The sequence below is a fragment of the Runella salmonicolor genome, assembly GCF_024158025.1.
GTDB classification, from domain to species: Bacteria; Bacteroidota; Bacteroidia; order Cytophagales; family Spirosomataceae; genus Runella; species Runella salmonicolor.
Genome location: NZ_JAMZEL010000008.1, coordinates 250,053 through 276,162, shown reverse-complemented (window position 1 = coordinate 276,162; position 26,110 = coordinate 250,053). Strand labels below are relative to the sequence as shown.

Sequence of the window (26,110 nt, the reverse complement as noted above, 5' to 3'; positions counted from 1 at the left end):
TACGATAAAATCAGGTAAGAGGTACTCTAATAAAGGCAGAAAACTTTCCAAAACAGATAGGGTTGATTAAAACACAAACCTAAAAAAATCCAACGCTCTCCACAAATTTTGGGTTTGATCCTTGACTTTTCTGTGTGGGAGTTGAGGGATTCGAACGGCAGCGGCCGACCGTCCCCGACCCTCTGCTTGTTAGGCAGAAAATAAAAAAGCCAAGCTTGGAGCTTGACTTTTCTGTGTGGGAGTTGAGGGATTCGAACGGCAGCGGCCGACCGTCCCCGACCCTCTGCTTGTAAGGCAGAAAATAAAAAAGCCAAGCTTGCGGCTTGACTTTTCTGTGTGGGAGTTGAGGGATTCGAACCCCCGACCCTCTGCTTGTAAGGCAGATGCTCTGAACCAGCTGAGCTAAACTCCCTTCGTTTAATTGAAGGACTATGTATTTATTTTACTGTGTGGGAGTTGAGGGATTCGAACCCCCGACCCTCTGCTTGTAAGGCAGATGCTCTGAACCAGCTGAGCTAAACTCCCCTTTTAAACGCTTTTTGACTCGTTGTCCGCGTTTGGGAGTGCAAATATGGTGGCTTCAAAACACATTTCCAACTATTTTTTTTAGTTTTTTTAAGCTTATTTTCAATCTCACTGAGACTCAGTACAGTTATGAAACATAAAAAGTAAGCCCACCTTCAATTAACTACGGATTCATTCTGGTAAATGATTATTTTCGGTAAACGGTTGTGGGCGCAGCTTGGGCTGCGGCATAAATAGTTACGTCGGCAATGGTAACGTGTGCTGGTGCATTGACGGCGTACAAAATACTATCGGCAATATCTTCCGCACGCAAAGGCTCAAACCCTTCATAAACTTTAGCCGCCCGACTTTCATCCCCCTTGAATCGAACAAGCGAAAACTCTGTTTCAACCGCTCCAGGCGCGATGTTGGTTATTTTAATTCCGTGTTGGGTCAAATCAAGGCGCATGCCTTCGCTAATGGCTTCTACCGCTTTTTTGGAAGCACAGTAGACCGCTCCGTTGGCGTAGGTTTGCTTACCAGCCACCGAGCTGATATTTATAATATGACCTTTGCCTCGTTCAATCATTCCAGCAATCACCGCCTTGGATACGTACAAAAGCCCTTTTACGTTTCCGTCCATCATCGCGTCCCAATCACTAAGAGCACCGTCTTGTATCGGCGACATACCATGTGCATTACCCGCATTATTGACCAAAATATCAATAGACTGAAAATCGGCAGGAAGGGAGGCAATCGCCTTGGCTACTTCAGCACTATCACGGACGTCAAACAAGAGTGTGGTGGTTTTCACCTGCTTACCTAATGCATCTGCTAGTTCTGTTAATCGTTCCTGACGGCGACCACACAAAATCAAGTTGATACCCGCATTCGCAAAAGCGATGGCGGTGGCTTTTCCGATGCCCGAGGTGGCACCCGTAATTAGAGCTATACGTGACATGAATATAAAAAGTAGAAGTTGATAAAGGCCAAAAATGGCCACAAACCATTTAAAATACAAATAGAAGCTTCTTTTAAGGACACCTTAATCTTCAGTGGAGAGAAGCAAATCAATAAGAGCATTTAGAATATCCTTCGAAAAAGGCCGATGCAAGTAGGCAATTTTGTGTGAGGATGGGGTCGAAAGAATCATTCTTTCATTTGCATCAGCAATTAAAATAATGGGTAAGTGTGTACCTTTTGTCTCTGTAAAAAAAGCTTTTTGGGAGTAATGGCATATAATTAAATTAGGTCCTTCATTAAATTTCTGAGCTAAAACTGCTGAATCAACATCAGAAGTAAATAAAACCTCGAATCCTAATTCTTTGACCATTCCCTCAATGGTATCAATATCTTTCAGCATCTCCTTTGCTAAAAGGATTCTAGCATTCAACCTCCTCATTTTTCGGGTAAAGGGTAAAGTGGTAGCTTTTAAGTACTCTGTATCAGGCGTAAAGATAAGTCATTCTTTGGACTATTTATATGTTACTACATTTGATTATAACGTAAAGGATAATAAAAAGCCCCTATCATACAGAAGACAGGGGCTTTCAATATAAAAGCAATATACTAATATACTACCAACCTTTATTTATTGGGCTGAGGCGTATAACGCAGATAGGGCTTCACAATATTCAGCCCTTTGGTAAATTTCTTTTGGGCATCTTCGGTCGAAACCGCAGGCACAACGATTACATCTTCGCCATCTTTCCAGTCAGCGGGCGTAGCTACCTGATAGTTGGCGGTTAATTGCAGCGAATCAATTACCCGAAGTATTTCATTAAAATTACGTCCCGTTGAGGCAGGGTACGTGAGCGTCAATTTGATTTTCTTATCAGGCCCAATTACAAAGACTGAGCGTACAGTAGCCTTTTCACTGGCATTAGGGTGAATCATATCATACAACGTTGCCACATTGCGGTCGCTGTCGGCTATGATTGGAAAGTTTACAACGGTGGAGTTTACTTCGTTGATATCGGGTACCCAACGATTATGAGATTCCAAATCATCCACACTTACCGCTATAACTTTAACATTGCGCTTTTCGAATTCTCCTTTCAGAAGAGCCGTTCTGCCTAATTCTGTGGTACAAACGGGCGTAAAATCTGCAGGGTGCGAAAAAAGAAGCCCCCAAGAATCACCAAGCCATTGGTGAAAACTAACGTGACCTTGTGTTGTGTCTGCTTCAAAATCTGGAGCTACATCGCCTAATCTTAGTGACATATTCTTGAATGATTTTTGGTTGAACAATTGTTTTTACTTAATCTCTATGGATTTGATATATTAATTTACACTTAGGTTAGCCCTTAAGGCATCATACATATTTTATTCCGTACAAAAGGAATACAACGAGTAAATCGAATTTGTTCCACGTTTTAGCTTTTTAAACTAAACTTTAGATATAAAGCGTTTTTATGACAAGTTTTACGGATATTTTTTAGAAAAATGCATTACAACAGGCTATATTGCTCTTTTTTATGCCTTTTAACATTCATTCAAACCTACCTATCGTTTGGTTCAGAGCATCATTTTATCGTACCAGAAGACACATTAAAACCGCACTCAAGCATATTTTCTAGAATTTTTGACGTGCAAAAAGACTCAATAAAGCACAGACCAAAACTTACATATACGCTAAATTGGGACGCCAGAAGTTCGTTTGTTGACAAAAAACTGGTTAATATTTGGGGGGTAAATACAGGGATTTCTTTTGGAAGAAATCGCAATGAGCTTACATTTGGGTATTACTGGCTCACATTTAATTCTTTTTTAAGATTGATTGATTTACGAAAAAATGCCTCGCAACTCATCAACTTGGGATATTATACCAAAACAGATTTATACTATTTTAATCTGATGTATTGGCCCAATATCATTGAAAACAACCGATGGCGTTTTAGTATTCCCGTAGAGCTGGGCATTGGAGCCACCCAAAGCACCGCCAACAAACTATTGAGCGACCTGTTTATTTGGCGTAGAAAAGACTTTTTTATGCCTGCCCAAATCGGCCTTTATGCCAAATGGAAAGCCACCCGTTGGGTTGGATTAAGTGTACAAGGAGGGTATCGCTACGCGATTTATCAACAGAATTTACCCACCAACTATAACGGCGCCTATTATAGTTTTGGATTTACGCTGGAAAGTGCCCTCTTTAAGGACACCTTTCATTTGGCAAAGCAATCGTTTAAAAAACGTAAGGCCCAAAAAGACAAACCCAAAGAATAATCCAAATAAATATGAAAAAAATTGTTACGTTCGGTCAAATCATGATGCGGTTGTCGCCGCCAGGATTCACACGCTTTGTACAAGCCCATCAGTTTGATATAACGTATGCCGGTGGCGAAGCCAATGTAGGGATTGCAACCGCCCAGTGGGGCGTGGAAGCGGTGCACGTTACGCGTTTTCCTGACAACGATATGGGGCGCGCGGCCATTATGTACCTTCGAAAATATGGACTTAATACTTCCGAAATTCATTTGGGAGGCGACCGGCTACCTGTTTATTACGTCGAAAACGGGGCCAATGCCCGGGCAAGTCAGGTAATCTACGACCGCATGAACGACTCTTTTTGTACGCTTGATGAGCGAGAGTTTGACTGGGAGCGTATTCTTAAAGGAGCTGATTGGTTTCATTTCACGGGCATTACGCCCGCTTTGTCTAAAAGCGCGGCTCACGCCTGCCTGCAAGCCGTTCAAACCGCGCGTAAGTTGGGGGTAAAAGTGTCGGCAGATGTAAACTACCGCAAAGGGCTCTGGCAATGGGGCAAAACGCCCAAAGAAGTAATGCCCGAATTGGTCGAGCATTGCGACCTGATTGTATGTGGAAATTCTAACGCCGACGAATTGTTTGATATTTATCCTAAAGCGGGCGATAAAAACAGCTGGGTCTCAACGATGAAACAAGTCATGGAGCGTTTTCCAAACCTAAAATTGGCATTGGATACCAAACGACAATCCATTAGCGCCTCGCACAATGAACTGAAAGGAAAGGCTTTTGACGGCCACACCTATTTCAAAACCATCACCCACGACCTGCACCACATCGTAGACCGAATCGGAAGCGGGGATGCCTTCATTGCTGGTTTTTTGTTTGGCTACGATTATTTCAAACGCGACCTGCAACGCACCCTTGATTTTGCCACCGCCTCCGCCGCACTCAAACACACCGTAGAAGGCGACTTCAATTTGGTAAGCATAGAAGAGATACAACGATTGGCCACGGGAGATACGTCAGGGAAGTTGTCGAGGTAAATGAAGTTTTTTTTGCAACCGATTGCGTCGTGAAGCCTGTTGCTTACATATAAAAGAAATATTTATAAAAAAGTTTAGTACATATAAATATTTTGACTACTTTGGTCGTTGATTACAGATTAATCCCTTACTGGCCATGAAAACTTTTTTTTTCTCTCTTGTTTTTTTGGTGCTACAAATAGCCCAAGCGCAAATCAAAATAATGACTTTTGAGGAAGCCCAGCAGCAGACATTAAATGTGAAAGTCCTGGATAGTCTCTACGCTGTTCCACAAAAGTTTTTTGAAGGCAATCCTGCATTATACACCAAAGATCAGCGCGCTTTTGTGATGCGCATCAATACGCTATCGCGGCAAATAGCCACCAAAAAAGACAATGTGCGTATTTGGGGGCGGTTTTATGTAAGCAAGGATGGGCATTTCGATTATTTTTTATATCAAATGGAAGGAAAAATCAGCACCGAAAGTCAAAGTCGTTTGTTGGACTCCCTCAAAAACTATCTCAGCGCGTATAAATTTCCGGTTAAAATAACAGTGGCCCACTCCTTTCACCAAATCATACAGATGGGGGTAATTCGTACGGTAATCAAGGGAAAAAACACAATCCGTACCTTAGAAGAGGCTATTGCCACCACCCGCCCCGATACGGTAAAAGTACTAGCACTAAATCAACTGGAGCTTGACGCCATTCCTGAGGTGATTTACAGATTTACAGAAATGAAAGAATTGAACCTGAGTGGCAATGAACTCAAACGTGCAAATATTGACTTAGCTCGCCTCCCCAAACTCCGTCATATATGGCTCAACAATAATCAACTTACCGATAGTAGTTTGCTCATAAGTCCAAACAAGACCTTGAAAATTCTTAATCTTCAAGGAAATCGATTTGCGGATATACCAGAGGCCGTTCACCGATGCAAAAAACTAAACAGCCTTTGGCTGGGCTACAACAAACTGACACAACTCAACGAAGAAAGTTTTAGAGGCTTGAGATACTTACTAGACCTCAATTTGTACTCGTGCGAACTTACCACTTTACCCAAAAATATCGTCAAACTACGCCGCCTTGAAGTCTTAGACTTGTATTACAATCAGTTGTCGATATTGCCTAGCTCATTGGGTAGGATGAAAAAACTACAACAACTGGCCCTCTCCAACAACGACCTCCAAACGCTCCCTTCTCTCCACCGTCTAAAACGACTACAAACGCTTTATATCCACCACAATAAGCTAACGGCCCTACCCAGTAGCATCCGTAAACTCAAAAGACTTCGGATTTTAGACATTAACAACAACCAATTTAGTACCCTACCCAGCCAAATTGGGAAACTCCGCAAAGTGGAAGATTTAGATATCAGCAACAACAACTTGAGTGAAGTTCCCAAAGAACTCTTACAACTCCCACGCCTCCAAAAACTCTACCTACGTGCCAACCCCTTTTCGAGAGATGCAGTGCTACTAAGCCGTTCAAAACCCATCATTGAATCCTTAGAAAACAAAAAAACAGATGTATCATATTAAGTTTTTTTTCAATAAAGATTTGCAAAAGTCAAATTAGCCTCCCATCTTTGCAGCCCGATAAAACGATTATCGGACGCGGGGGATTAGCTCAGTTGGCTAGAGCGCTTGCATGGCATGCAAGAGGTCATCGGTTCGAATCCGATATTCTCCACCCTGATTATCAACGACTTACAGACTCATTTGTAAGTCGTTTTTGTTTTTACTAAAACATTACTAAAACATTTTTGATTTGTTTTAGTAGGTTCTATGATGAGTAATCTATCATCTCTATTCTTTCTTAACTTCAATATTGCAGCTATTTTTTTGCATTGTCCCATACTAGCAAAGGAAGAATCCAGCTCATTGTTTATATCAGGGCTTTCTCATAAAAATGACGGATTGCTCATAACCCCCAGCTAACACGAGTCTTTTTAGAGTTTTATGAGAGTCTAAACTTAGATTTTGTAACTCATCTAGTTATTTTAATGACAAGCCATCAATTTAGGGACAACATTAAAGCATTGATTTACAGTGATTTAATTTTTACGAGAAAGCCCTGTTGTTTATATCAACTTGCAATTAATCTATTCACTAAATTTCCCTGATATACATAGCCCCTCTCATAAAGTAAGTATCCAACTGTCAAATCCCCCTTTTCAGTTTTACTATCAAAAAGGAGACCCGGACTCTTCTTTTCTCTATAGCAACCGTTTGATAACTATTTCATTGGTTATTCTAGGCTAGGCTTGGAAATTCCTTTTTTTTTGGAAAAATTGCATAAATTGACATATTTAATATATCAATTTTTTACCCAGTCACATAAATCATCATTATTTATTTACGAATGAATTCCCTTAAACTTATTTATTAAAAAATCAAAAATAGAAAATGGCAAAAAGTAGAGAAAAAACATCTATCACGGACATTAAAATTCATGATTTCATTTTTCATGTTGTACATCATGGAGAGTCTGAACCAAAGCTCATGAACAAAACTCCAATTAATGGATTTGAAGTTTTTTTTAAAGAAAGAATTGCCGAAATTATTGATGGAAACAAGTTTTCATTTGTTGAAAATTCGGAATTCTATAGTAATATAAAAAAATTACATTCCAATCAAGGGCTTTTTATTAATATTAGCAAAGAGCTAGCTGTTCAATTTCATAAAGATGACGAAAGAATAAAAGCAGGTGTAATGATTTTGATGAAAGCTGAGATATGCAATAAATTAACCTATATTCTGTTAAAATATGACCATGCTGAAGTTGTAGCATATAATACAAGTACAACAGGAGAAGCAGTTCTTACAGAATTAAAGAACACTTTCAGCAAAGAAAAAGATGCACTCCAAAAATCTGCTATTATTTATATCAATGAGGATTATGCAATAGTAACTGATTTATCTAATAGAGTAAACATAACAAGATTTTTTAAGCAGTTTTTAGGGGTACAGAGACATTATAGCCAAAGCGTTTTGACAGAAAAAGTAAGGAGGTCATTTTTAAAAACTGTAACACACTTCAAAGATGAACTACCAACAAGTTTTACAAGCCAAGCAGCTGGCAAATATTACGAAATTATACAAGCGCAAGATTCTTTCAATAAAGACACTTTTTTAGATATTGCTTTCGGGGCATTTTCATTAGAAAAAATTGAAAGAGTATTTGATAGTGAGCTAAAAAAACAAGATATTTATGGTGAGAATTTCGTTTTTGACAAAAACATAACTCCCCCTAAACAGAAGAAATTTAAAACTAAAGAGGGGGTACAGATTCTATTTCCTACCGAAGCCCAAGATACAGTAAAAATTATAACAGAAGGAAACAAATCCACAATTACTATAATTACTGAAAAACTAACTGAAATGTCATGAAAGAAGCTACTTCTATATTATCATCACTAAGTAAGCTTTATTCAATCAATGAGGGTGAAGATATTCTACGGATATTTTCCTATCCCCTTAATAAAGAAAATATAATAACAATCAAAACTCTTATATCGTCAATTTCTGACACAGGAGACATTACTATTAAAGATGACCTGTTAGATACTCTAATAGAATTAGACGAAACAGAAGATTATATTGGTTCAAGTGTAACCATCAAAATAACTAAAAAGCCCTCTCAATATCTATTTTTTTATACTTTAAAAGGTTTTGAAAGTTATTTAAAAAGTGAAAATTCACTTATTAATACCTCTGCAATTAACCTTTCTTTTTTAAAGAAATCTTTTAGGACTAATAGTGTATTATTTAGTGCATGCTTCGAAAATTTAGCTGAAAATGACGTAGAGAAAATTTCAACCATAAAATTTGTAAAACCTCTTTCAATTGAAAGTCAGAAGCTCTTATCTCTTGATATTAATGCATGGATAACTAAAGACAATTTTCTTGATGATGTTGTTGTTTTAGATGCGTGGCGAGAAAACTCTTCATTAAGATTAATTTGTTCCTTATGCTCAGAGGTTTTTAAGGAACAAGAAAGTCTTGAGCTTTATTTTAGAGGTGATAGACGAAAAAAAATACAGATTAATATTAGTGATAGTACCTTATTAAAGCTACTTTTTAAAATTACTACTAATTGCGCAAATTGGGTTTACGGTCAAGCTAAAGATATTGATACACGGCATGGAATTTTTAACAGTCAAATTTCTTATCTACTGTCTGATGATTTAAATAATGACAATTTACTCTTACATTTTGAATTAGCATTAGATAATAGCAAATTGGCCTATAGATTTTATCTACAATCGAGCAATAAAGAATTAACAAAAACCCTTACGGATTTAAATAAAACTTTATTAGAATATACAACAAAAATCAGACAAAATTCAACAGATTTAATTAGTACTCTTTGGCGAGATTTTGGCACTACACTTGCTCTGATGCTTTTAAATTTTTCTCTAAAAAAGACAGAAAGCCTCGATACACTTTATGATTATTTAGCTATAGCTCTTTCTATTTATTTAGTTGCCAGCATTTCCCTTACTGCCAAGCTTGGCTTCTGGTTTTATTACAATTTAAAGGAGAATTTATCCGACTGGAGAGGTAAGATATATGGGTATTTAAGTGATGAAGAATTTAATAAGTACGCAATTATACCTTTAAAATCTGCTCAAGAAAAATACAATTTTACGTTTGCTATTTCAGTTGTTCTTTATATAGTATTGATAATTGGTGTAATTACGCTATCTTTTGATTATATCAAAATTTAATTATTTCAATTCTATGACGTACTTTCTCATAAAATATACATTGCAATTGTGACGAATAAAATAATTCCAATTTAATGAAAGACACGATTATCGAAAAAAGAATAATTTTTAGTATTTTTATAGGAGTATTAACCTAAAAATTGACAGCTATGTTTAAATTAGAAATAACAGGTTTAAAAGAGTTAGAAAAGCAGATTAAACAGCTCAAAAAAGACCTTACCACCGTTGAGGGTATGGAAAAGCAAATTAAAAAATTATTCCCATTTGCAAAAGTTAAAGTTACTGAAAACTCTAAAGGCGAAATCTCCGTTGAAGGTTTAACTCAACAACAACTTGAGAAGGTTTTTCAAATTTAATTGTAAATTTTAATGTAAAAGCCCTCCTATGAGGGCTTTTACATTAAAATTTAGCTAGAGCAAGTTATACCACTATTAAATTGTATTAGCCACTACTTTAACCCTCTTACTCTTGCTTCTTAGTTACTATATTCACTTTTGAGCTTTCTTGCCACTGAATCCTCCACCAATAGACAAGATAGCCAAAGCCTATCAACGAACCGATTAGTAGTAACCACCCTAACCAATTGGTAGTCGTGCTTTTATTGTGGCTCTCACCGTTATTAAACGATGAATTCCCTGATAAAGAGGGTAACATGGCGCTTTCATTACTGAATGGATAATACGTTTGCTCTATCATGGCTTTTGTGGGTTAAAACTGTGAATTAATACGGTAAATACGTCTGAAACATGGTTGATTACAATACTCTGCTTTTGTCCCTGTACATTGAGATAAGGGACACTTTGCCCTTTGTAAGATTTAAACAATTCTACAAGCAAGGGGCTTTTTTCGTAGAAATCAAGCTGAGTCTGTACCTGCTCCGTCTGTTTCTTAGCATTGTTAATTTTGCTTTCCCACTCATTAAACGTATAACTTGATTTTTGTGGGGCGGGATTCGTTCGTTGGTGGCGCAGTGAGACGACCGTTTCTACATATTCGCTCAAAGTCATTCCGTTTTGATTGGCTTCCTGTGCCAGTTGGATTTTTGTACCTGCGTCACATTTAAAACCAAGTGTTACTTTGTTGCGGGCATTTTCGAGTCCTTCCAACTGCAATGCCCTTCCGTTTCTCTGATAATTTACCATGTTGTTAATTTCGATTAATTGTACACTCCAAAACTAATTAACCCTGATTTACCGCTTTCGGGTTAATCAGGGTTAATACAGGTTAATCGGCATTAATCTACGTTAATGGCAGTTAATCGGATGGTTCGCCAAGGTGCTCTATAATAATACCTACCTGTTTGGGAGTCAACACCCTATCACGAGTATCTAGCAACAAGTCAGGTATTTTTACAAGCCACTTTTTAAAGGTTTCAGGGCTGACTCCGTAACGTTTAGCCAACTGATTACGGGTGGACGGTTTATGCGTTTTAGTTTCCATAGCTAAAGTATTTTGTTATCGGTCAAGTTGTAACGGCTGTAACAGTCGTTACATTTGTTACAGATGTTACTGCTGTTACAACTTAAGACGGTCTAAGATTCTTTTGACGTTCATTTTGTTAGTTCCTGCTTCATCGGCTATTTTTTGGTAAGGCCAATCAGGGTGGTCATCTCTGAGTTTGGAAACCTGCTCCATTAACTCGTTTTTGGCTTCATTCTTAGGCTTGAGATGGTTTTGTTCAAAATTAGTCTCCAAAAAATTAAACCCTAAAAAATTATGCTGCTTTTCGAGTCGGCATACCCATACTTCCTCCGAAACTGCACAAGAACGCGCTTTAAGCTGCTTTACATACCTCAAATCAGGTTCTTGATTACTTCGCCCAATACAAAAAATGCTATCCGCAAAGTTGGAAAGCTGCTTGCTCCCCGCCAAATCATTGAAAGTAAGTGGACTTGACGGATTCAAACGCTTAGGTGTATGTGCAATCACTAACAACGATAAGCCAAATTGATGTTTTAGCCGCGTCAAGTGCTTCATCAAAGGCATCGCTTCTTTTCCCGATTCAGTCGATTGCATTTTCAGGTAAGTAATGTTATCTACAACTAAAATTTTGATACTTGTTTCAACCAATAGATTCTCTATTTCAAAAAACAGTTGTTTTTCAAAATCGTCAAAATCAGTGAAAGCAGTATTGATTTTTACCCGCAAAAAACGCTTATCCCACAAATAGTGCTTTTGATAATCTACCGAATATCGTTTTTCAAACTGCTTATCTGACAACTCAAAGTCAAGATAAAGAATGTACTGAGCCTTGGCCTGACAACCAAATACCCCTCGTGCATCGCCTCTGGAAATCATATCCGCTATCTGAACACTAAGGATTGACTTTCCTACGTTGGTATCAGCAAAAAGTATCGACACCTCACCTTCATACCAAAAATTACCGCAAAGCGCGTTGGGGATGGCTTGAAGTTTGGCATCCTCAATGGTTTGATTGGCCGTTTTTACTACCAAAAGACCAACTTTAGAAGGCGAAGCAGGAGCAACATTTTCCTTTGTTGCTCCTTTTTTCGTGACAGGTCTAAACTCCATGGGCGTAGAGAGAAATTGGCAAACGGCATAAAATACCGTTTGGCTTTATGGATAGTTCGATGGCAATTCCGCTAAAATTGGCATCTTGTCTCTCTAGCTTACGCCACTCGGACTCAACCAATACCCATACATCGTAATAAGTAAGCGCCTCTAAATTATTACAGATGGCTGTAAGTACTGACAGTTGTTCATTTTGCCTGCTTATATACGATTCTTTTGCATCTGGGCGCTGACAATAAGCTTTGAGTTCACGGATGCGCTCTAAAGTATATTCCTCTAATTGCAGTTTCGGATTCATTTTTTTCCTCCTTTCCGCAATTGTGCCATAGCCGCGACTTCAATTTCTTTGACCGATTGTTTACGATTGGACGCCATCCATTCGTCTAAATCAGCGCGAAGAAAATAATTTCTTTTGCCTCGTTTGGAGTAGGGAATCCGCCGTTCGTGGCAGAAAACGTAGAGCGTATTTTGTGGAAGTTGTAAATATTTGCTGGCTTCTGCCATGTTCAAATATTCATGTGCCGCGTGTTGGCGGCTTTGGGGAGCGGCTTGCTCTGCAAGCGCTTCTCGAACATTGGCTTTGATTATCTCGGCCAAGTCTGTGATTGAGATTACTGTTATTTGCATTGTTTACGAGTTCATTTGGTTTAGTTTTTTTCGAACTCGTTGCAATTTCAGCCATCAACAAACGACTGCCCCACTCAGTGAGTGGGGCAGTTTTTATCATTCCTTTAGGTTATTTATTATATTTATCTGATTATCAGTAAAATCAAGCGCATCCCTATTTTGCATTTTTTCAAAATAAACTTTTAATTTTTGATAGTCTTCTAAATTTTTCTTTTTGGATTTATGAGGTAAATATTGATTCTCTTCATTGAATCTTGCCATTATATCCCCAATATTGCGATGATTAAGCCCTGTTAAATCTGCAATAAAATCTTGAAAGGGTTTTCGGTCTTGAGATTTTGAAATTTGCTTTTTCTTGTTCAAAATCATTAAGGCCAAAACTGACTGGGTAGTTGTTAATTGATGATTTTTCTGCTCAATTATTGGTTCTTCAACCTTTTGTTGTAGTATTTGCGATTTAAAGTCAAAAGTACCTTTTAATTCTTCGACCTTATAAATGAGCTTATAAAGAAGTTCATGCTTCTTGTAAACGGTATATATCTTTAGGTATATTTTTTGCACTAAGTCTTCATCTTCGGGAGTCAAATCATGTAAAAATAAGAGTGCTTGATTTATTTCTTGGTACCCTTGGGGTTCTTTATCAGCAAAATGAGCCTCTAAAAGCTTAATCATGTACTCAGCACCATCAGGTTCTCTTTGTTTTTGAAAAAGAACATTTTTCCTCATCCGCTCTACCATTTCACAAAACTTTTGCTCTGTTTCATCATCTTCATCCTCGTCAACGAAAATATGAATCATATTAGCCATGTCCATTCCCATCATGTTAAGTTCAGTTATTGGCTTTTTAAGAAACTCCCCCACTAAATCAGCCCTTTCATCTGCGATTTGTTCTTCCTGCTCCTCAATTTCCTTTGTATAAGCCTCAATCATATTCCCCCCGCGTAAACCTACCCTATTCAGCCTATTCAAGACCCCTTTCAATTGGTTATCAAAGACATAATCAATTACCCTCACCTGTGTTGTATAGGTAGCACGTAAATACTCCAACAAAGTCATATCTGCACATTCTTCGGGAGTGTATCTATCCATCAGATGGAAACTAAAAAACATAGTTATCTTAATTTTTATTAATGTTAGGCCTTATGACTATTCCTCCTTCTTAGTTATTTCCTCCGCTAACATTTTTGCTTGATTGATTACTGTTTCAACGGCTTTTTCCTGCAAGTCCGGCGGGTAACCGTGTAAGCGTAAAATTCTCCTTATATTTCGCCTCAATGCAGATTGCACACTTTCTTTAATTGTCCAATCTATGGTCGTGCTATTGCGAACTGTTTTTAATAGTTCTTGTGCTATGTGTTTTAAAATTTCGTCGCCAAGTACTGCAACTGCACTATTATTTACTTCTAAAGCTGTATAAAAAGCATATTCTCTATAATCTAATCCTAATTTTTCCCCTCTTTTGTCAGCGGATTTCATTTCGTTGGCAAATGGAATTAACACTTTTTCTAAAAACTCAACCGTATCAATCATTCCATTATGATAGCGTTTTATGGCATCTTCCAACATTTCGGAAAACTTCTTACTCTCTACCAAATTGATTTTTGTTCGTTTCTTTATTTCATCTTTCAGTAATTTCTTTAATAACTCAACAGCTAAATTTTTTTGTGGCAAATCTTTTAGTTCTTGCAGAAAGCGTTCATCTAAAATTTCGATATTTGGTTTTTTCAAACCTGCTGCATCAAAAATATCAATCACATTGTCGGCTGTAATGGCTTCGGAAATAATTTGCTTGATTGCCGTTTCCATATCCTCGCCACCTGCACCGCCTTCGTTTCTGTCTGATATTTTTACCAATCTTGATTTTATGGCTTGAAACAAAGCCACATCATCACGAATATCCATTGCCTTTTCGTGTGGAACAGAAATAGCAAATGCCTTTAATAAATTCTTTGTGTTGTCGGTAAAACTTTGTTCTCCATTTTCTTGGCTGAAAATATAATCTACAATTACGGGAATGAATTTTAGTTTCTCTTCGGGTAAAAGTGTGAAGAATTTACGCCAATCAAAATGCCTTAACTGATAGTCTATTGCTTCGTGCAGTTCCAACATTTTAGCAACTGCTAATTCTTGGTCAAGGGTTGGTTTTCCTTCGCCACCGCTTGCGGTGTATTCGGCTAATGCCGTTTTTAATTCCTGTGCTATGCCTAAATAATCAACTACCAAACCGCCTTCTTTGCCCTCTGTAAATACTCGGTTTACTCGGGCAATGGCTTGCATCAAATTATGTCCTCGCATTGGTTTGTCCACGTACAAGGTATGCAAACAAGGTGCATCAAAACCTGTGAGCCACATATCACGAACAATTACCAATTTCAAACTATCGTTCGGATTTTTCAAACGGTCGCCTATGGCTTTGCGTTTCGGTTTGTTGCGGATATGAGATTGCATATTCAAAGCATCGCTACTGCTTCCTGTCATTATAACTTTAATCGTTCCTTTGTCGTCATCGTCTGAATGCCACAAGGGACGAATTTTGATAATAGCATCGTATAAGTCCACACAAATTCTACGGCTCATACAAACTATCATTGCTTTGCCGTCCAAAACTCCGTTGCGTTGTTCAAAGTGATACACTAAATCTTCTGCAATTTTTGCAATACGGTTCGGATTACCTACAATAGCTTCTAATCGTGTCCATTTGGCTCTCATTTGTTGGCGATTGCTCAACTCTTCGCTTTCTGTCAATTCTTCAAACTGCTCATCTAAATGTACTTTTTCATCTTCTGCAAAATGTACTTTTGCCAAACGACTTTCATAGAAAATGGGAACGGTGGCTTTATCATTTACGGCTTGTTGTATATCGTAAATGTCCACATAGTTTCCAAAAACAGCTTGTGTGTTTCTGTCGGTGCTTTCAATTGGTGTGCCTGTAAAACCTATGAATGTTGCATTGGGCAAAGCATCTCTTAAATGCTTGGCAAATCCATCAATAAAATCGTATTGACTTCTGTGGGCTTCGTCTGCTACAACTACAATATTTTTTCGTTCGCTTAATGCTTGTATGTCTGCTCCAATATATTCTACACTTGGCTCACTTACTAAATTTGGATTTTCATTTTGCACAATGTCGGTTTGCATTGGCATAAACTTCTGAATGGTAGTAAACACAATACCGCCCGAAGCCACTTTCAATAATTTTCTTAAATCTTTTCGGTCTTCGGCTTTTTGTGGTTCTTGTCTTAAAAGCTGTTGGCAATTGGTAAATGTTTCGTGCAATTGCTCGTCCAAATCATTTCTATCGGTAAGGATTACTAAAGTTGGATTTTCCATTCTTGGCTCAATAATGAGTTTGCCCGAATAAAAAACCATACTCAAACTTTTGCCACTTCCTTGTGTGTGCCATATTACGCCACCTCGCCTGTCGCCATTGCTACTGCTGGCAATTACAGTACTTTCTACGGCTTTGTTTACTGCATAGTATTGGTGGTAAGCCGCAACTTTTTTGAGTGTTTTGGTATCGCTTTTTTCAAAAACCACAAACTGACGAATTAAATCTAACAGCGTTTTTTTGTTCAACATTCCGTAAAACATCACTTCCATTTGTGGTTGCAAATGGTCGGCTGTGGTTTCTCCGTCTTTGGTTTTCCAACTCATAAACCTGCCAAAGTCGCTGGTAACAGTTCCGCACAAAGCATCCCAACCATCACTAACTATCAATAATTCGTTGTAAGTGAAAAGCGAAGGAATGGCTTGTTTGTAGGTTTGTAATTGGTTGTAAGCCAATTTTATAGTCGCGTTTTCATCTACTGCATTTTTTAATTCTATAACAACCAAAGGCAAACCATTGACGAACAAAATAATATCAGGTCGTTTGTTTTGACTGCCCTCAATAATTGTGAATTGATTGATTGCCAAAAACTCATTGTTTTCTGCATTTTCAAAATCCACGATATACACTTTTTCGCCTCGTATGCCATCGGCTGTGCGTACTTCTACATCAACACCTTCGGTTAGGTATTTATGAAAAGTTTCGTTATTAATTAACGCATTGGGGCTTTCGGTACGGAATACTTTTTTTAGTGCATCTTCTTTGGCATCTTGGGTAATGGTTGGGTTGAGTTTGTCAATAGCATCACGCAAACGAGTAGCCAAAACTACATCAGTATATTGCCTTTCGGGGTGTTCGCCATCTGGTGATAAATCAGTACCTACAATATATTGATAACCAATATTTTGCAGGTACTTGATAGCGATTAGTTCTATATCATTTTCTTGGAGAATCTGCATGGTCAATTAGAAAAGATTTAGGAAACTTCCAATAGTCATTTGACCAGTTAGGCCAATTACAACCCTTTTATAAGGGGCTAATAGTTTTTGGTCATCAACTGGCTTTAGTTTCTCATAAGCTTGAGAGACGTCTGGTAGTTCAAAATATATACCACCTAAAAATTTCCCAGATTCTTTGTAGTAATACAATCCACAGCCAATGCTTAAATTATTAGGAATCACTAATTTGTTCCTTGAAAAAACTTGAGCGTTTATATAAGGGTTTATTAACAAAAGATTTTTAGATTTATCATCTAATTTTCTATTAAAAACAATATCAAAATTTAATTCATTTAAAGGTATCTCAAGATAAGGTTTTTTTTCACTAACTGGATATGCCGACACTTTACTTTCTTCAATCAAAGACTGATTATCGTTTGTTGATTTAGTTCGGATTATATATACCTTCTCTTTCAAAGTAGAAAGATTGTTCCTAAGTACATACTTGTATGAAACACCAATAATTATATTCTTAAATAAAAAGTTAGCACCTAATCCAATATTTCGGCTCTTAAAGGTTGTATCAATAAAACTATCACTAAAGGGAGTTTTGATTTGTGGAACTAACTTAAATGACGTACTCCCAGCCCCCCCAGACAAGTAAATTATATGTTGGAAAAAGTTACTGGTATTAATTTCATTTTCCGTATTTTGAATATCTGTACTCAATTTATCCTGCTGCTTTTCAACATTTGCTAAGATTCTCTTACCTGATATTGTAATTTTTTCGATTGCACTTTTTTCTTTTTTTTGTATTTCATCAGAAGTGCCTTCATCTGATTTAAAATTCTTAAGATTATCAATATAAAACCCTTGTGTTAAGGCATTTTCTAATGCTTTAAGTTGGTTTTCTCTCAACTTCTTTAAATCATCACCCAATGTATTCATCAGAATAGTTTTTTTAATATCTTCCATACTACCTATATCTAACTTTTCTAATAATTCTCTGTAAGAAGCTAATTCCTTGTCAAGCCTGTTATTGAGTGCTTTTGGAATTCCATTTGATATAGATACACCTATAAAACCGTTAAGACTGGCGTTAGGAACTACCGTTCCTTCTCCTATTAATCCCGTTATTCCAGATTCATTTTTACCATTGGCATTAATACCCCAAACAAAACCACAATTATCTCCAAATTTATTTTGCAAATTATTCAAACCAAAAGAAATTTTTGATTCGGCAACATCAAGAGTAAGGTGATTACCCTTGAACAAAACTGACCCTTCACCTTTAGCATTTTTTGTAAGCCCTTGAGCCAATGATTTAATAATAACTAAAGTTGAGAAAATGATTATCAAAACTGAGTTTTTCATATGTTATTGAGGGAGTTTAACTTGTTTTTTAAAAAAACTAAACCTGTTACCGTCATTTACTTTAAGCTCTTGGTCTTCTTTAAATAATTTTTTATCATTAGCTTTTAAAGTTATGTTAAAGCTACCTGTAAGCCCGCTCAAAGCACCAACGCCTGAAACACTTACTTCTACTGTAGTCAATATAACAGTTGCAATAATTTCACCTTCAAAAACGTTAGGGTCTTCGGTAGACTGACAATCATCCAATTCCTTGTCTTTTTTTTGTCCATCATTAATGCGAATTTGCTTTGGTCGCATTCCATCAACAACATTAATTTTGAATTTAAAAGTTAGTTTTGGCATAATGATTAGAGTTTAATGGTAAAAACTATTTTAAGGCTATTGCCCCACTCATCAACTTCGGTAATAAAGTGTCTCGGGTTTGGGATAAAATTTTATTTGCTTCTAAATTTTCAAATATTCTTGTTAGTAAATTACCTGAAACATCGTGATACTTTTCAAGCAATTCTTTTGTAGGAAAGATAACTTCCATATTCATAATTACAGATTGATTAATTGCAGGGTAAGCAGCACCGTCTGCCATTTTACCATAAAACTCTAATTGGTCATCATTAGTTAAAAAAATGTATAAATATGAAAACGGAACTGTTGTAGGTGAAAATACAGCAAAACCTGTTGAAGCAATTAAGTTTTCATTTGGAAAAATTGATAAAAAATAAGAACCTCTATTGGGACGAACTGTTGAAAGAACAGTATCTCCGTGCTTCAATTTTCTTTTTGCTCGGCTTGGTTCTTCTCCTCTTTTATAAATACTTATATTTTTTATTATACCTCTATCAACTTCTGATATTTCAATGTAATGAACCTCATTAATTTCATCTTTTGAATTTAAAGTTGAAGCATTTGCTTCACAAATATCTTTTACTTGACATTTTTTCCACCCCTTCGGCAAACCATTTTCCAATTCACCATCAAAGTTTGGAAATTTGAAGTTTACAAACCATTCTTTAAACAGGGCTTGTGCCATTGCTTCAAGGGTTTGATTCATTTGAAGGTTGAGTTCTATTTTGTCGTCAAGCGAAGTAAGGATCTGGGCTATTTCAATTTGTGTAGGTTCATCAGGTACACTAATTTCAACTTTATTTAATACTTCTGTTGTCAAACTCGGTACTGCTGAACCAACATTCATAGAAGCTAAATCCATTGATTTTAAAAGGTAATACAAATATTTACCGTTATTACCCTCTTTAATTTTTGTATAAAACATCGTATCTACAGACCAAAAAGGAATGTTGAGATAAAACAGATTGCTTAAAGTTCCTTTTCGTGGTATTAAAATGCTTTCTTTTTCATACAAAGGCGTATCAACATATCGCATAATTCCGCCCGAACCATACACAGGAATATCTCCATCAGCCAAATGCTTATGGTCTTTACCGTATTTTATTTCGACAAGTTCACTTAGCTTATATGTTTTCCATTCACTCATATTAATTCAGGTTCAAAGGTTGTTTCTAAAATTTCTTTGGAAGGTTCATCATAAAGTAAAGTAGTTCCAATAATTTTTATTTTTTTTCTTTCCTCTTCAAATAAATATTCAATTGTAATGTCAGAAGTAACGGTTATATTTTCAACTTCATCTTCACCTGGTAATTGTTTTTCAATTTTTACTGCATAGTTATTAATGGTAAAACTTGAAATTTGATATTCATTGCCATCAATATCAATTTTTTGCTTTGAAGACAAATCTCTTTCTAGGGTTTCTTTAAATATTTCACTTTCCGTAAAGTCGAATATTTCTTTTTCTGCCAAATACTCCTGATATATTCTTTCAATATCAATAATTACTTGTGCTGGTTCTTTTCTAATAAAAATTTCTTGTTCAGGCCATAACTTCTTAAATTCTTCGTAGCAATTATCCTTATAATCACCATCCTTTGTTAAAAAGAAAATTTTATCATATTTATTTATACCATCATACCTAATTAAGCTTTCCCAAATTACATTGTCTTTAAAACCTGCATCTTTTGGCCTAAATGGAGATTTGACATCTTCAATATCTAAAACCTTATCAAGCATATTTTTAAAAATTGAAACAGTCTTTGTTTCATCAAAGGGTATTTTAATTACTTTATGCTCATCAATTACACTTTCAATTTTTTCATTTATATAATTTTTATAAATGAATTCATTGTCAGGATCTACTAAAGCTATTCCGTTTTTTGCTGGTAATTCTGCTATTCTGTTTATTGCTTCCTGAATGACTGTGTATTCTTTGTGGTATTGTTTTTCACATTGATTTTGCAACTCTAAAAGCACCATATCTGGTATGCCTAATGCTATCACATTGTCAATCTTCTTTTCTATTAAATAGGTTTTAATTTTCTGAAAGGGTGAACCAAAATTAAAATTAGAGTAATCAATGATTTCCCTTTCTTTAGAATTAACTCTAACTTTACGTAAAGAATTAGTATCAAAAATTATAAGTGATTTTATTTTATAACTCATAGCCGATTTTAGAAAGGTTTAGTTTAATGGTTTCGTCCAACTCATAGGCTTTTTGCATTTGTGCAGAAAGTGTTGCTGAAAGCGTTTGCATTTTTTCGTCAAATGCAACTCCGTCTTCGGCTACTTCTTTAAAATCAATGTATCTGCCTGGCGTTAGTATATAATTGTTTTTGCGAACGTCTTGTATGTTGGCAGATTTACAAAAACCTGCAATGTCTTTGTAATCAGTTTCAAACTTCTCTTTACTTCTCCAATTGTGGTATATATCCGAAATTTTGGCAATGTCTTTATCGCTTAACTCTTTTTGTTTACGGCTTATCATTGTGCCTAATTCTCGGGCATCAATAAAAAGTATTTCGTTGTTGCGGTTTCTGAATTTGCTGTTGCCTTCTTTGTTACGAGCCAAAAACCACAAACAAGCTGGTATTTGCGTATTGTAAAACAATTGCGAAGGCAACGAAACCATACAATCTACCAAGTCGTTTTCAATCAATTCTTTTCTGATTTGCCCTTCGGTAGCAATTTCAGAACTCATACTGCCGTTTGCCAACACAACGCCTGCCGTTCCATAAGGTGCTAATTTGCTAATGAACAATTGTAACCAAGCGTAGTTGGCATTTCCTGTTGGTGGAATACCATATTTCCATTTGTGTGTTTCAGCTTTGTTTATGTTGTAATCACTTACATTAAAAGGCGGATTGGCAATTACATAATCAACTTTCAGTTCAGGGAATTTATCGTTCATCAAGGTATCGCCCAATTCTATTTTGGCATCAATACCACGAATAGCCAAGTTCATTTTCGCCAATTTGTAAGTTGTTGGGTTGCTCTCTTGTCCGAAAATTGAAATTTTCCCTTTGCGGTGTTCGTGCATTTCAATAAAGCGTTCGCTTTGCACAAACATTCCACCACTTCCGCAAGCGCCGTCATACACTCGTTTTTCGGGTTCGGGTGCAAGCATATCAACCAATATTTTTACAATGCTTTGCGGTGTATAAAACTGTCCGCCTTTTTTACCTTCTGCATCGGCAAATTGTCCCAAAAAATATTCAAACACAAAACCCAATACATCTTTTCCTTTTCCGTTGCCGCCTTTGCTCAACGTAATTGAACCAATCAAGTCAATAAGTTCGCCAAGTCGTTGTTTGTCCAACGCTGGTCTTGCATAGTCTTTTGGTAAAACGCCTTTTAAAGTTGGATTGTCTTTTTCAATGGCATCCATCGCATCGTCAATGTCTTTGCCAATGGTCGGCAATTTTGCTCTGCCTTGTAGCCATTTCCAACGGGCTTGTGGTGGAACATAGAAAACTCGTTCGGCTGTGTATTCGTCTTTGTCCTCTGGGTCGGCACCTGTTTCGTTTTCGGTCGCTTTTAATTCTTTGTAGAGTTCATCAAAAGCGTCTGAAATATATTTTAAGAATATCAAACCCAATACAACGTGTTTATATTCAGCCGCATCCATATTGTTGCGAAGTTTGTCGGCTGCTTGCCATAGGGTTTTTTCTAATTCTAAATTCTCAGTCATTGTCTGTTTACTTTGTTTATTTATTAGTTGCTGAATTAAAGTTATTTGCTTTGTTCTTGATTTTGTTCATTCCAGACTTCATCTGCCCAATCATATAGGGTTTGGTTTGTTCCTACAAGTTTCCAGTAACTCCCCCCTGCCGTAGCTGTTGGGCTCTGTTTTTTAGGGTGAAGTTCTGTAAGAATAATGTGGGTTAGATTTGAAATTGAATATTCATTCCCATCGTGCAGCCACCGTATCGCATTTACTTTTCCTTGTTTACCTGTTATTTCTGCCTGAAAATATGGACTTTCTCCATCGAACTTAGCTTTCACATAATCCGGCAAATACCCTGCTACCACCAAACGGTCACCAGCTTTAATCTTACCTGTATCCCATAAAACCTTGATAGTGGTTGGCCGTTTAGCGCGTGAATTAATATCCTGTTTGGCTTCTTCTTTCTTTTGAATCTCCGTTTGGTAGTGTTTAGCTTCTGGTACCGGAATAATGACAGTTGGCACAACAACAATTTTCTCGTCCACTCGATGTGGGCGAATCCTAACACACGAAATATCAAGGCCGCATTGATTTAGCCATAAGACAGTCGTAGTCAATTCAGTAGAAAAGTTTTCGGAGCAAAGAATAATACGTGGGCGATTTGACAATTCAGTAAACTCATCTTTTTCGACAAATTCTTTTAGCTCTTCCAACGCTTTATCAGTACTGTAATCCTGCTCCTGACATTGCTTCCGTTTGTAATCTACCATGTATGGCAGTAAATTTTCAATCGTCATGGAAGAAACCATCGCCGCATACCTGATTGCCTGTAAATCCGCATAGGCCGCAAAACCATCGCGTTTGAGTTCAACCACTACCAGATTACCCTTTTTATCAAGGGCTAAAATATCCAATCTATCGGCCGATTGGAGAAATCTATCGAATTCAATGGCTAAGACAAGCAACTCTTCCCCTAGTATTTGAGGGGCTTTTCGTATCCACTCCTGTATATGATTGCGTTCCCAAATATTGAGTCTGATAAATGAATCGGATGAAATTATTTTAAATTGAGTTGGATTGGCTTGGTCAATAACCAAAAGTGTAGATTCTTGATAAGGGTACATTAGGTGTATGAATAGCTTTTCTCTAAAAGACAAATATGCTTATTTTGTACTGGTTTTTCTACCTTTTGGCCTAAAATCCTACTTCTCAATCAACCGCCTCAAGTCTTCTTCTTTCGGCAGTTCCACCAGATACTTTGAAACAAACACCTGATTGTCAAGCCCAGCAGTAGAGTATAGCACTTTGGTATCAGAGCCGCGCTCGGTGCAAAGAATAATGCCTACGGGTGGGTTGTCAGTAGGTTGCATTACTTCGTTTTTATAGTAGTTCAAATAGAAATTCATCTGTCCCGTATCGCTGTGGCGAAACTTCCGCACTTTCAAATCAATCAGTATGTGGCATTTCAAGATACGATGGTAAAACACTAAATCTACTCGGTCGTGTTCTCCGTCCATTGTGATACGTTTTTGGCGTGCTTCAAAGCAGAACCCCGTACCTAACTCCTGTAAAAAGTGCTGTATTTTGTCTAATAAGGCCGTTTCTAAATCATTTTCGGAGTAAGTCGCCAATTCCTTGAAGCCCGTAAACTCCAAAATATAGGGGTCTTTGATGGTATCTTCTATGGTTTCGATTTCAGCTTTGAGGTTCGCAATCAGTGCTTCTTTGTCGGTCGAAAGGCCAACACGCTCAAGCAACAAACTTTCAATCTCCCGTTCCAAAAAACGCGCATTCCAGTTGCCTTTGATGGCTTCTTTTTCGTAAAAGGCACGTTTAAGCGGGTCTTTAATACGCATCAAAGCCGTAAAATGCCGAAACGAGAAATGAGATAGAAGGTTTTCGGGGGTGACTTTAGGACTTATTAACTCATTTTCAACTCGTTGCAATTGGCCAGCCAGTGGCCGGCTTATTTCAAAACCTTCTAATTTTATTGCTATAGGCTGTAAAATTTGTGGGTATGTATTGTAAAATTGCCGAAAATCTTTGATTGAACTATTGGACATTCCTTTTACCCCTTTTTGAGTAAGGTCTTTTGCCAACATTTTAATCAGGTTTTCACCATATTTAGCACGCTCTTCACCATTCTGCTCAAACTCCACAATGTAAAAACCGATGAGCCAGTTGCGAATGACCAACTGCTGATTGAGTGCCGAAATTGCCCGTTTTTGTAGGGTATGATGGGCGGTTTCGATAGATTGAATTAGGTCTTGATAGTGCATAGTTATAAAACAGAATTAGCAATATTACTGAGGGTTTCGGTATCAAAGCTTTGTAAGTAAATCTCGGTTACTCTTTCCGACTCATGCCCCATCATTTCTTTGATACGAGCGGTAGGAACTTCTTTTCGATATAAGGTAGTAGCAAAAGTATGTCGTGCGGAGTAAGTAGTAAGATGTTCGTCAATACCTACTAACTTGGCAATTTCCTTTAAATCATGGTTTACTTGCTTGAGTACCTTATCAATACGGTTATCTATCTGCACGGGTGTTTGGTGAAAATCACTCAAAATTGGAAAAATAAAGGCATCCTCCCGTATGAAATAGTGTTCCCGATAATAGGTTAGCATCTGAACTACCCAAGGGTTGAGCAAAATATCAAATTCGTCCCCCGTTTTTTTACGGATGTATTTTAGGCGGTCGTTTTGGATGTCTGTCCAACGCAAGTGGGCAATGTCTACAAAATTGATACCCCAACAGTAATAGCTGAACAGAAAGTAATTATGAGCATGAAACAGTTTAGAAGTCGGTGACAAAACCAGTGCTTTGATTTTGTCCATCTCCTCAATTTTCAAAGCCCGTTTCTTGGTTTTGATTCTCCTGTACTTCTTAAAATCTATGTCTTTAAAAGGGTTATATTCATTTTTAACAAATCCTTCTTTTTTGGCATGATTGAGCAGGGTCTTAAAATGTCGGAAATAGACAAAAAAAGCGTTGGGCTTCATACCCCGTTTCAAGTGGTATTCTTCAAACTTTTTGAGAAAACTGTGCGTCACGTCTGAAAACTCCATGTCCCTCCCGTTACGAAAGTCCATGATACTTTTTTTTGTGGAATGATAGATGTTGGCTGAGCCGATTTTATCATTGGCTTTGAGTTGCTGTACGTAATTATCAGAGTATTCAAAAAGGGTAAGCTTGCTTTTGCGTTTATCGGCCAGCAGGTTGTTTTTGAGTTCTTCCGTCGAAAAGTCTTGGTCGTCATTATGTAAGTTGAGAATTTCCCGATTCGCTTCCAGTTTTGCCTTTTCGATGGCAATCGTAATTTCTTTGTAGAGAGGGTGGCGTTTTTTGGGAAGATTGTTAGCCTCATCCCAAAGTTCTTTTTTGCAGGAAAAACCTAAAGAAACATACCGCGATTTTCTATCTTTGGTGACGCGTAGGTAGATTGGATACTCGCCTGATTGGAGTGGTTGGTGTATGTAGAGAAGAGCCTTTACGGTAGCCATTGGGATTATTTATACATGTGTTTTGCAACTCCTACTAAAACATTACTAAAACAAATGTATAAATTTTCCGTTAAAACTCACAAAAGACAAAAAAGTAGTTTTTTATAACTATTTGATTATCAATATATTTGCAAATAAAATAAAGTTATAAAATTGTACTATATATTGCATGGCATGCAAGAGGTCATCGGTTCGAATCCGATATTCTCCACTCAAAAAAGGTTTACGATTAAATTCGTAAACCTTTTTTATTCCTACAATTATTCTAATGGCTTCGGACAACTGAATAGGTGATGTGACCGTAAAATATCCACTTAACTACTTTGGATCAATTCC

General features: G+C 37.0%; 24 protein-coding genes and 3 tRNA genes. 7 read left to right on the top strand and 20 right to left on the bottom strand.

All coding sequences use genetic code 11. The annotated features are described in order from the left end of the window. Positions 1 to 337: 337 nt before the first annotated feature. The 5 genes from NCI00_RS19410 to NCI00_RS19390 form a co-directional block, all read right to left on the bottom strand. Positions 338 to 412: transfer RNA gene (locus tag NCI00_RS19410), tRNA-Val, on the bottom strand. A gap of 38 nt (positions 413 to 450) precedes the next feature. Next, positions 451 to 525, bottom strand: a tRNA-Val gene (locus NCI00_RS19405). A 187-nt stretch (positions 526 to 712) separates the two neighbouring features. Continuing rightward, the gene (locus NCI00_RS19400; RefSeq protein WP_253530307.1) at positions 713 to 1,465 is read right to left on the bottom strand and encodes an SDR family NAD(P)-dependent oxidoreductase; all 753 of its coding nucleotides are present in this window, start codon (positions 1,463 to 1,465) and stop codon (positions 713 to 715) included. 84 nt (positions 1,466 to 1,549) lie between these two features. Next, positions 1,550 to 1,897, bottom strand: coding sequence for an ANTAR domain-containing protein (locus tag NCI00_RS19395; RefSeq protein ID WP_253530305.1), 348 nt, complete (start codon positions 1,895 to 1,897; stop codon positions 1,550 to 1,552). A gap of 194 nt (positions 1,898 to 2,091) precedes the next feature. Next, the gene (locus NCI00_RS19390) at positions 2,092 to 2,727 is read right to left on the bottom strand and encodes a peroxiredoxin (protein ID WP_114070055.1); all 636 of its coding nucleotides are present in this window, start codon (positions 2,725 to 2,727) and stop codon (positions 2,092 to 2,094) included. 552 nt (positions 2,728 to 3,279) lie between these two features. Between NCI00_RS19390 and NCI00_RS19385 the strand changes: the two genes are divergently transcribed. From NCI00_RS19385 to NCI00_RS19355, 7 genes are all read left to right on the top strand, one after another. Further along, positions 3,280 to 3,729 (top strand): hypothetical protein, encoded by a 450-nt coding sequence (locus NCI00_RS19385; RefSeq protein WP_253530302.1) that lies wholly within the window; start codon positions 3,280 to 3,282, stop codon positions 3,727 to 3,729. Positions 3,730 to 3,740: 11 nt separating this feature from the next. Next, entirely contained in the window at positions 3,741 to 4,754 is a 1,014-nt protein-coding gene (locus NCI00_RS19380) for a sugar kinase (protein WP_253530300.1), read from the top strand. A 136-nt stretch (positions 4,755 to 4,890) separates the two neighbouring features. Further along, positions 4,891 to 6,273 carry a leucine-rich repeat domain-containing protein gene (locus tag NCI00_RS19375; RefSeq protein WP_253530297.1) on the top strand — a complete coding sequence of 461 codons (1,383 nt, stop codon included), beginning with the start codon at positions 4,891 to 4,893 and terminating at the stop codon, positions 6,271 to 6,273. A gap of 77 nt (positions 6,274 to 6,350) precedes the next feature. Continuing rightward, a tRNA-Ala gene (locus NCI00_RS19370) sits at positions 6,351 to 6,424 on the top strand. 716 nt (positions 6,425 to 7,140) lie between these two features. After that, complete coding sequence (locus NCI00_RS19365) at positions 7,141 to 8,124, top strand: hypothetical protein (protein ID WP_253530294.1); 984 nt, start codon at positions 7,141 to 7,143, stop codon at positions 8,122 to 8,124. Next, positions 8,121 to 9,464, top strand: coding sequence for a hypothetical protein (locus tag NCI00_RS19360; protein ID WP_253530291.1), 1,344 nt, complete (start codon positions 8,121 to 8,123; stop codon positions 9,462 to 9,464). Before NCI00_RS19365 ends, NCI00_RS19360 begins: the two co-directional genes overlap by 4 nt. Before the next feature lie 149 nt (positions 9,465 to 9,613). Continuing rightward, the gene (locus tag NCI00_RS19355; protein WP_253530288.1) at positions 9,614 to 9,820 is read left to right on the top strand and encodes a hypothetical protein; all 207 of its coding nucleotides are present in this window, start codon (positions 9,614 to 9,616) and stop codon (positions 9,818 to 9,820) included. A 336-nt stretch (positions 9,821 to 10,156) separates the two neighbouring features. On the opposite strand, the gene NCI00_RS19350 is transcribed toward NCI00_RS19355, so the two are convergent. From NCI00_RS19350 to NCI00_RS19280, 15 genes are all read right to left on the bottom strand, one after another. Then, positions 10,157 to 10,606: a hypothetical protein gene (locus tag NCI00_RS19350; RefSeq protein WP_253530286.1), complete on the bottom strand. Its 450-nt coding sequence runs from the start codon at positions 10,604 to 10,606 to the stop codon at positions 10,157 to 10,159. A gap of 112 nt (positions 10,607 to 10,718) precedes the next feature. Beyond that, entirely contained in the window at positions 10,719 to 10,904 is a 186-nt protein-coding gene (locus NCI00_RS19345) for a DUF4248 domain-containing protein (protein ID WP_253530284.1), read from the bottom strand. A 75-nt stretch (positions 10,905 to 10,979) separates the two neighbouring features. Next, complete coding sequence (locus NCI00_RS19340; RefSeq protein WP_253530282.1) at positions 10,980 to 11,996, bottom strand: AAA family ATPase; 1,017 nt, start codon at positions 11,994 to 11,996, stop codon at positions 10,980 to 10,982. Next, entirely contained in the window at positions 11,986 to 12,294 is a 309-nt protein-coding gene (locus tag NCI00_RS19335; protein WP_253530280.1) for a hypothetical protein, read from the bottom strand. Before NCI00_RS19335 ends, NCI00_RS19340 begins: the two co-directional genes overlap by 11 nt. Then, on the bottom strand, positions 12,291 to 12,623 hold the full coding sequence (locus tag NCI00_RS19330) for a helix-turn-helix domain-containing protein (RefSeq protein WP_253530277.1): 333 nt from the start codon (positions 12,621 to 12,623) through the stop codon (positions 12,291 to 12,293). The genes NCI00_RS19335 and NCI00_RS19330 overlap by 4 nt, the downstream gene beginning before the upstream one ends. Positions 12,624 to 12,719: 96 nt before the next feature. Next, positions 12,720 to 13,712 (bottom strand): hypothetical protein, encoded by a 993-nt coding sequence (locus tag NCI00_RS19325; protein ID WP_253530275.1) that lies wholly within the window; start codon positions 13,710 to 13,712, stop codon positions 12,720 to 12,722. A gap of 57 nt (positions 13,713 to 13,769) precedes the next feature. Beyond that, positions 13,770 to 16,910: a type I restriction endonuclease subunit R gene (locus NCI00_RS19320; RefSeq protein ID WP_253530273.1), complete on the bottom strand. Its 3,141-nt coding sequence runs from the start codon at positions 16,908 to 16,910 to the stop codon at positions 13,770 to 13,772. A gap of 6 nt (positions 16,911 to 16,916) precedes the next feature. Continuing rightward, entirely contained in the window at positions 16,917 to 18,263 is a 1,347-nt protein-coding gene (locus NCI00_RS19315) for a hypothetical protein (protein WP_253530271.1), read from the bottom strand. A gap of 3 nt (positions 18,264 to 18,266) precedes the next feature. Further along, the gene (locus NCI00_RS19310) at positions 18,267 to 18,605 is read right to left on the bottom strand and encodes a hypothetical protein (protein WP_253530269.1); all 339 of its coding nucleotides are present in this window, start codon (positions 18,603 to 18,605) and stop codon (positions 18,267 to 18,269) included. A 25-nt stretch (positions 18,606 to 18,630) separates the two neighbouring features. Next, positions 18,631 to 19,752, bottom strand: coding sequence for a restriction endonuclease subunit S (locus tag NCI00_RS19305; protein WP_253530267.1), 1,122 nt, complete (start codon positions 19,750 to 19,752; stop codon positions 18,631 to 18,633). Continuing rightward, complete coding sequence (locus tag NCI00_RS19300) at positions 19,749 to 20,771, bottom strand: PIN domain-containing protein (RefSeq protein ID WP_253530265.1); 1,023 nt, start codon at positions 20,769 to 20,771, stop codon at positions 19,749 to 19,751. Before NCI00_RS19300 ends, NCI00_RS19305 begins: the two co-directional genes overlap by 4 nt. Further along, entirely contained in the window at positions 20,761 to 22,296 is a 1,536-nt protein-coding gene (locus tag NCI00_RS19295) for a type I restriction-modification system subunit M (RefSeq protein ID WP_253530263.1), read from the bottom strand. Before NCI00_RS19295 ends, NCI00_RS19300 begins: the two co-directional genes overlap by 11 nt. A gap of 41 nt (positions 22,297 to 22,337) precedes the next feature. Further along, on the bottom strand, positions 22,338 to 23,396 hold the full coding sequence (locus NCI00_RS19290; RefSeq protein ID WP_253530262.1) for a PDDEXK family nuclease: 1,059 nt from the start codon (positions 23,394 to 23,396) through the stop codon (positions 22,338 to 22,340). A 78-nt stretch (positions 23,397 to 23,474) separates the two neighbouring features. Then, complete coding sequence (locus NCI00_RS19285) at positions 23,475 to 24,551, bottom strand: PDDEXK nuclease domain-containing protein (protein ID WP_253530261.1); 1,077 nt, start codon at positions 24,549 to 24,551, stop codon at positions 23,475 to 23,477. Between the two features lie 2 nt (positions 24,552 to 24,553). After that, on the bottom strand, positions 24,554 to 25,774 hold the full coding sequence (locus tag NCI00_RS19280) for a site-specific integrase (protein ID WP_253530259.1): 1,221 nt from the start codon (positions 25,772 to 25,774) through the stop codon (positions 24,554 to 24,556). Between the last annotated feature and the right edge of the window lie 336 nt (positions 25,775 to 26,110).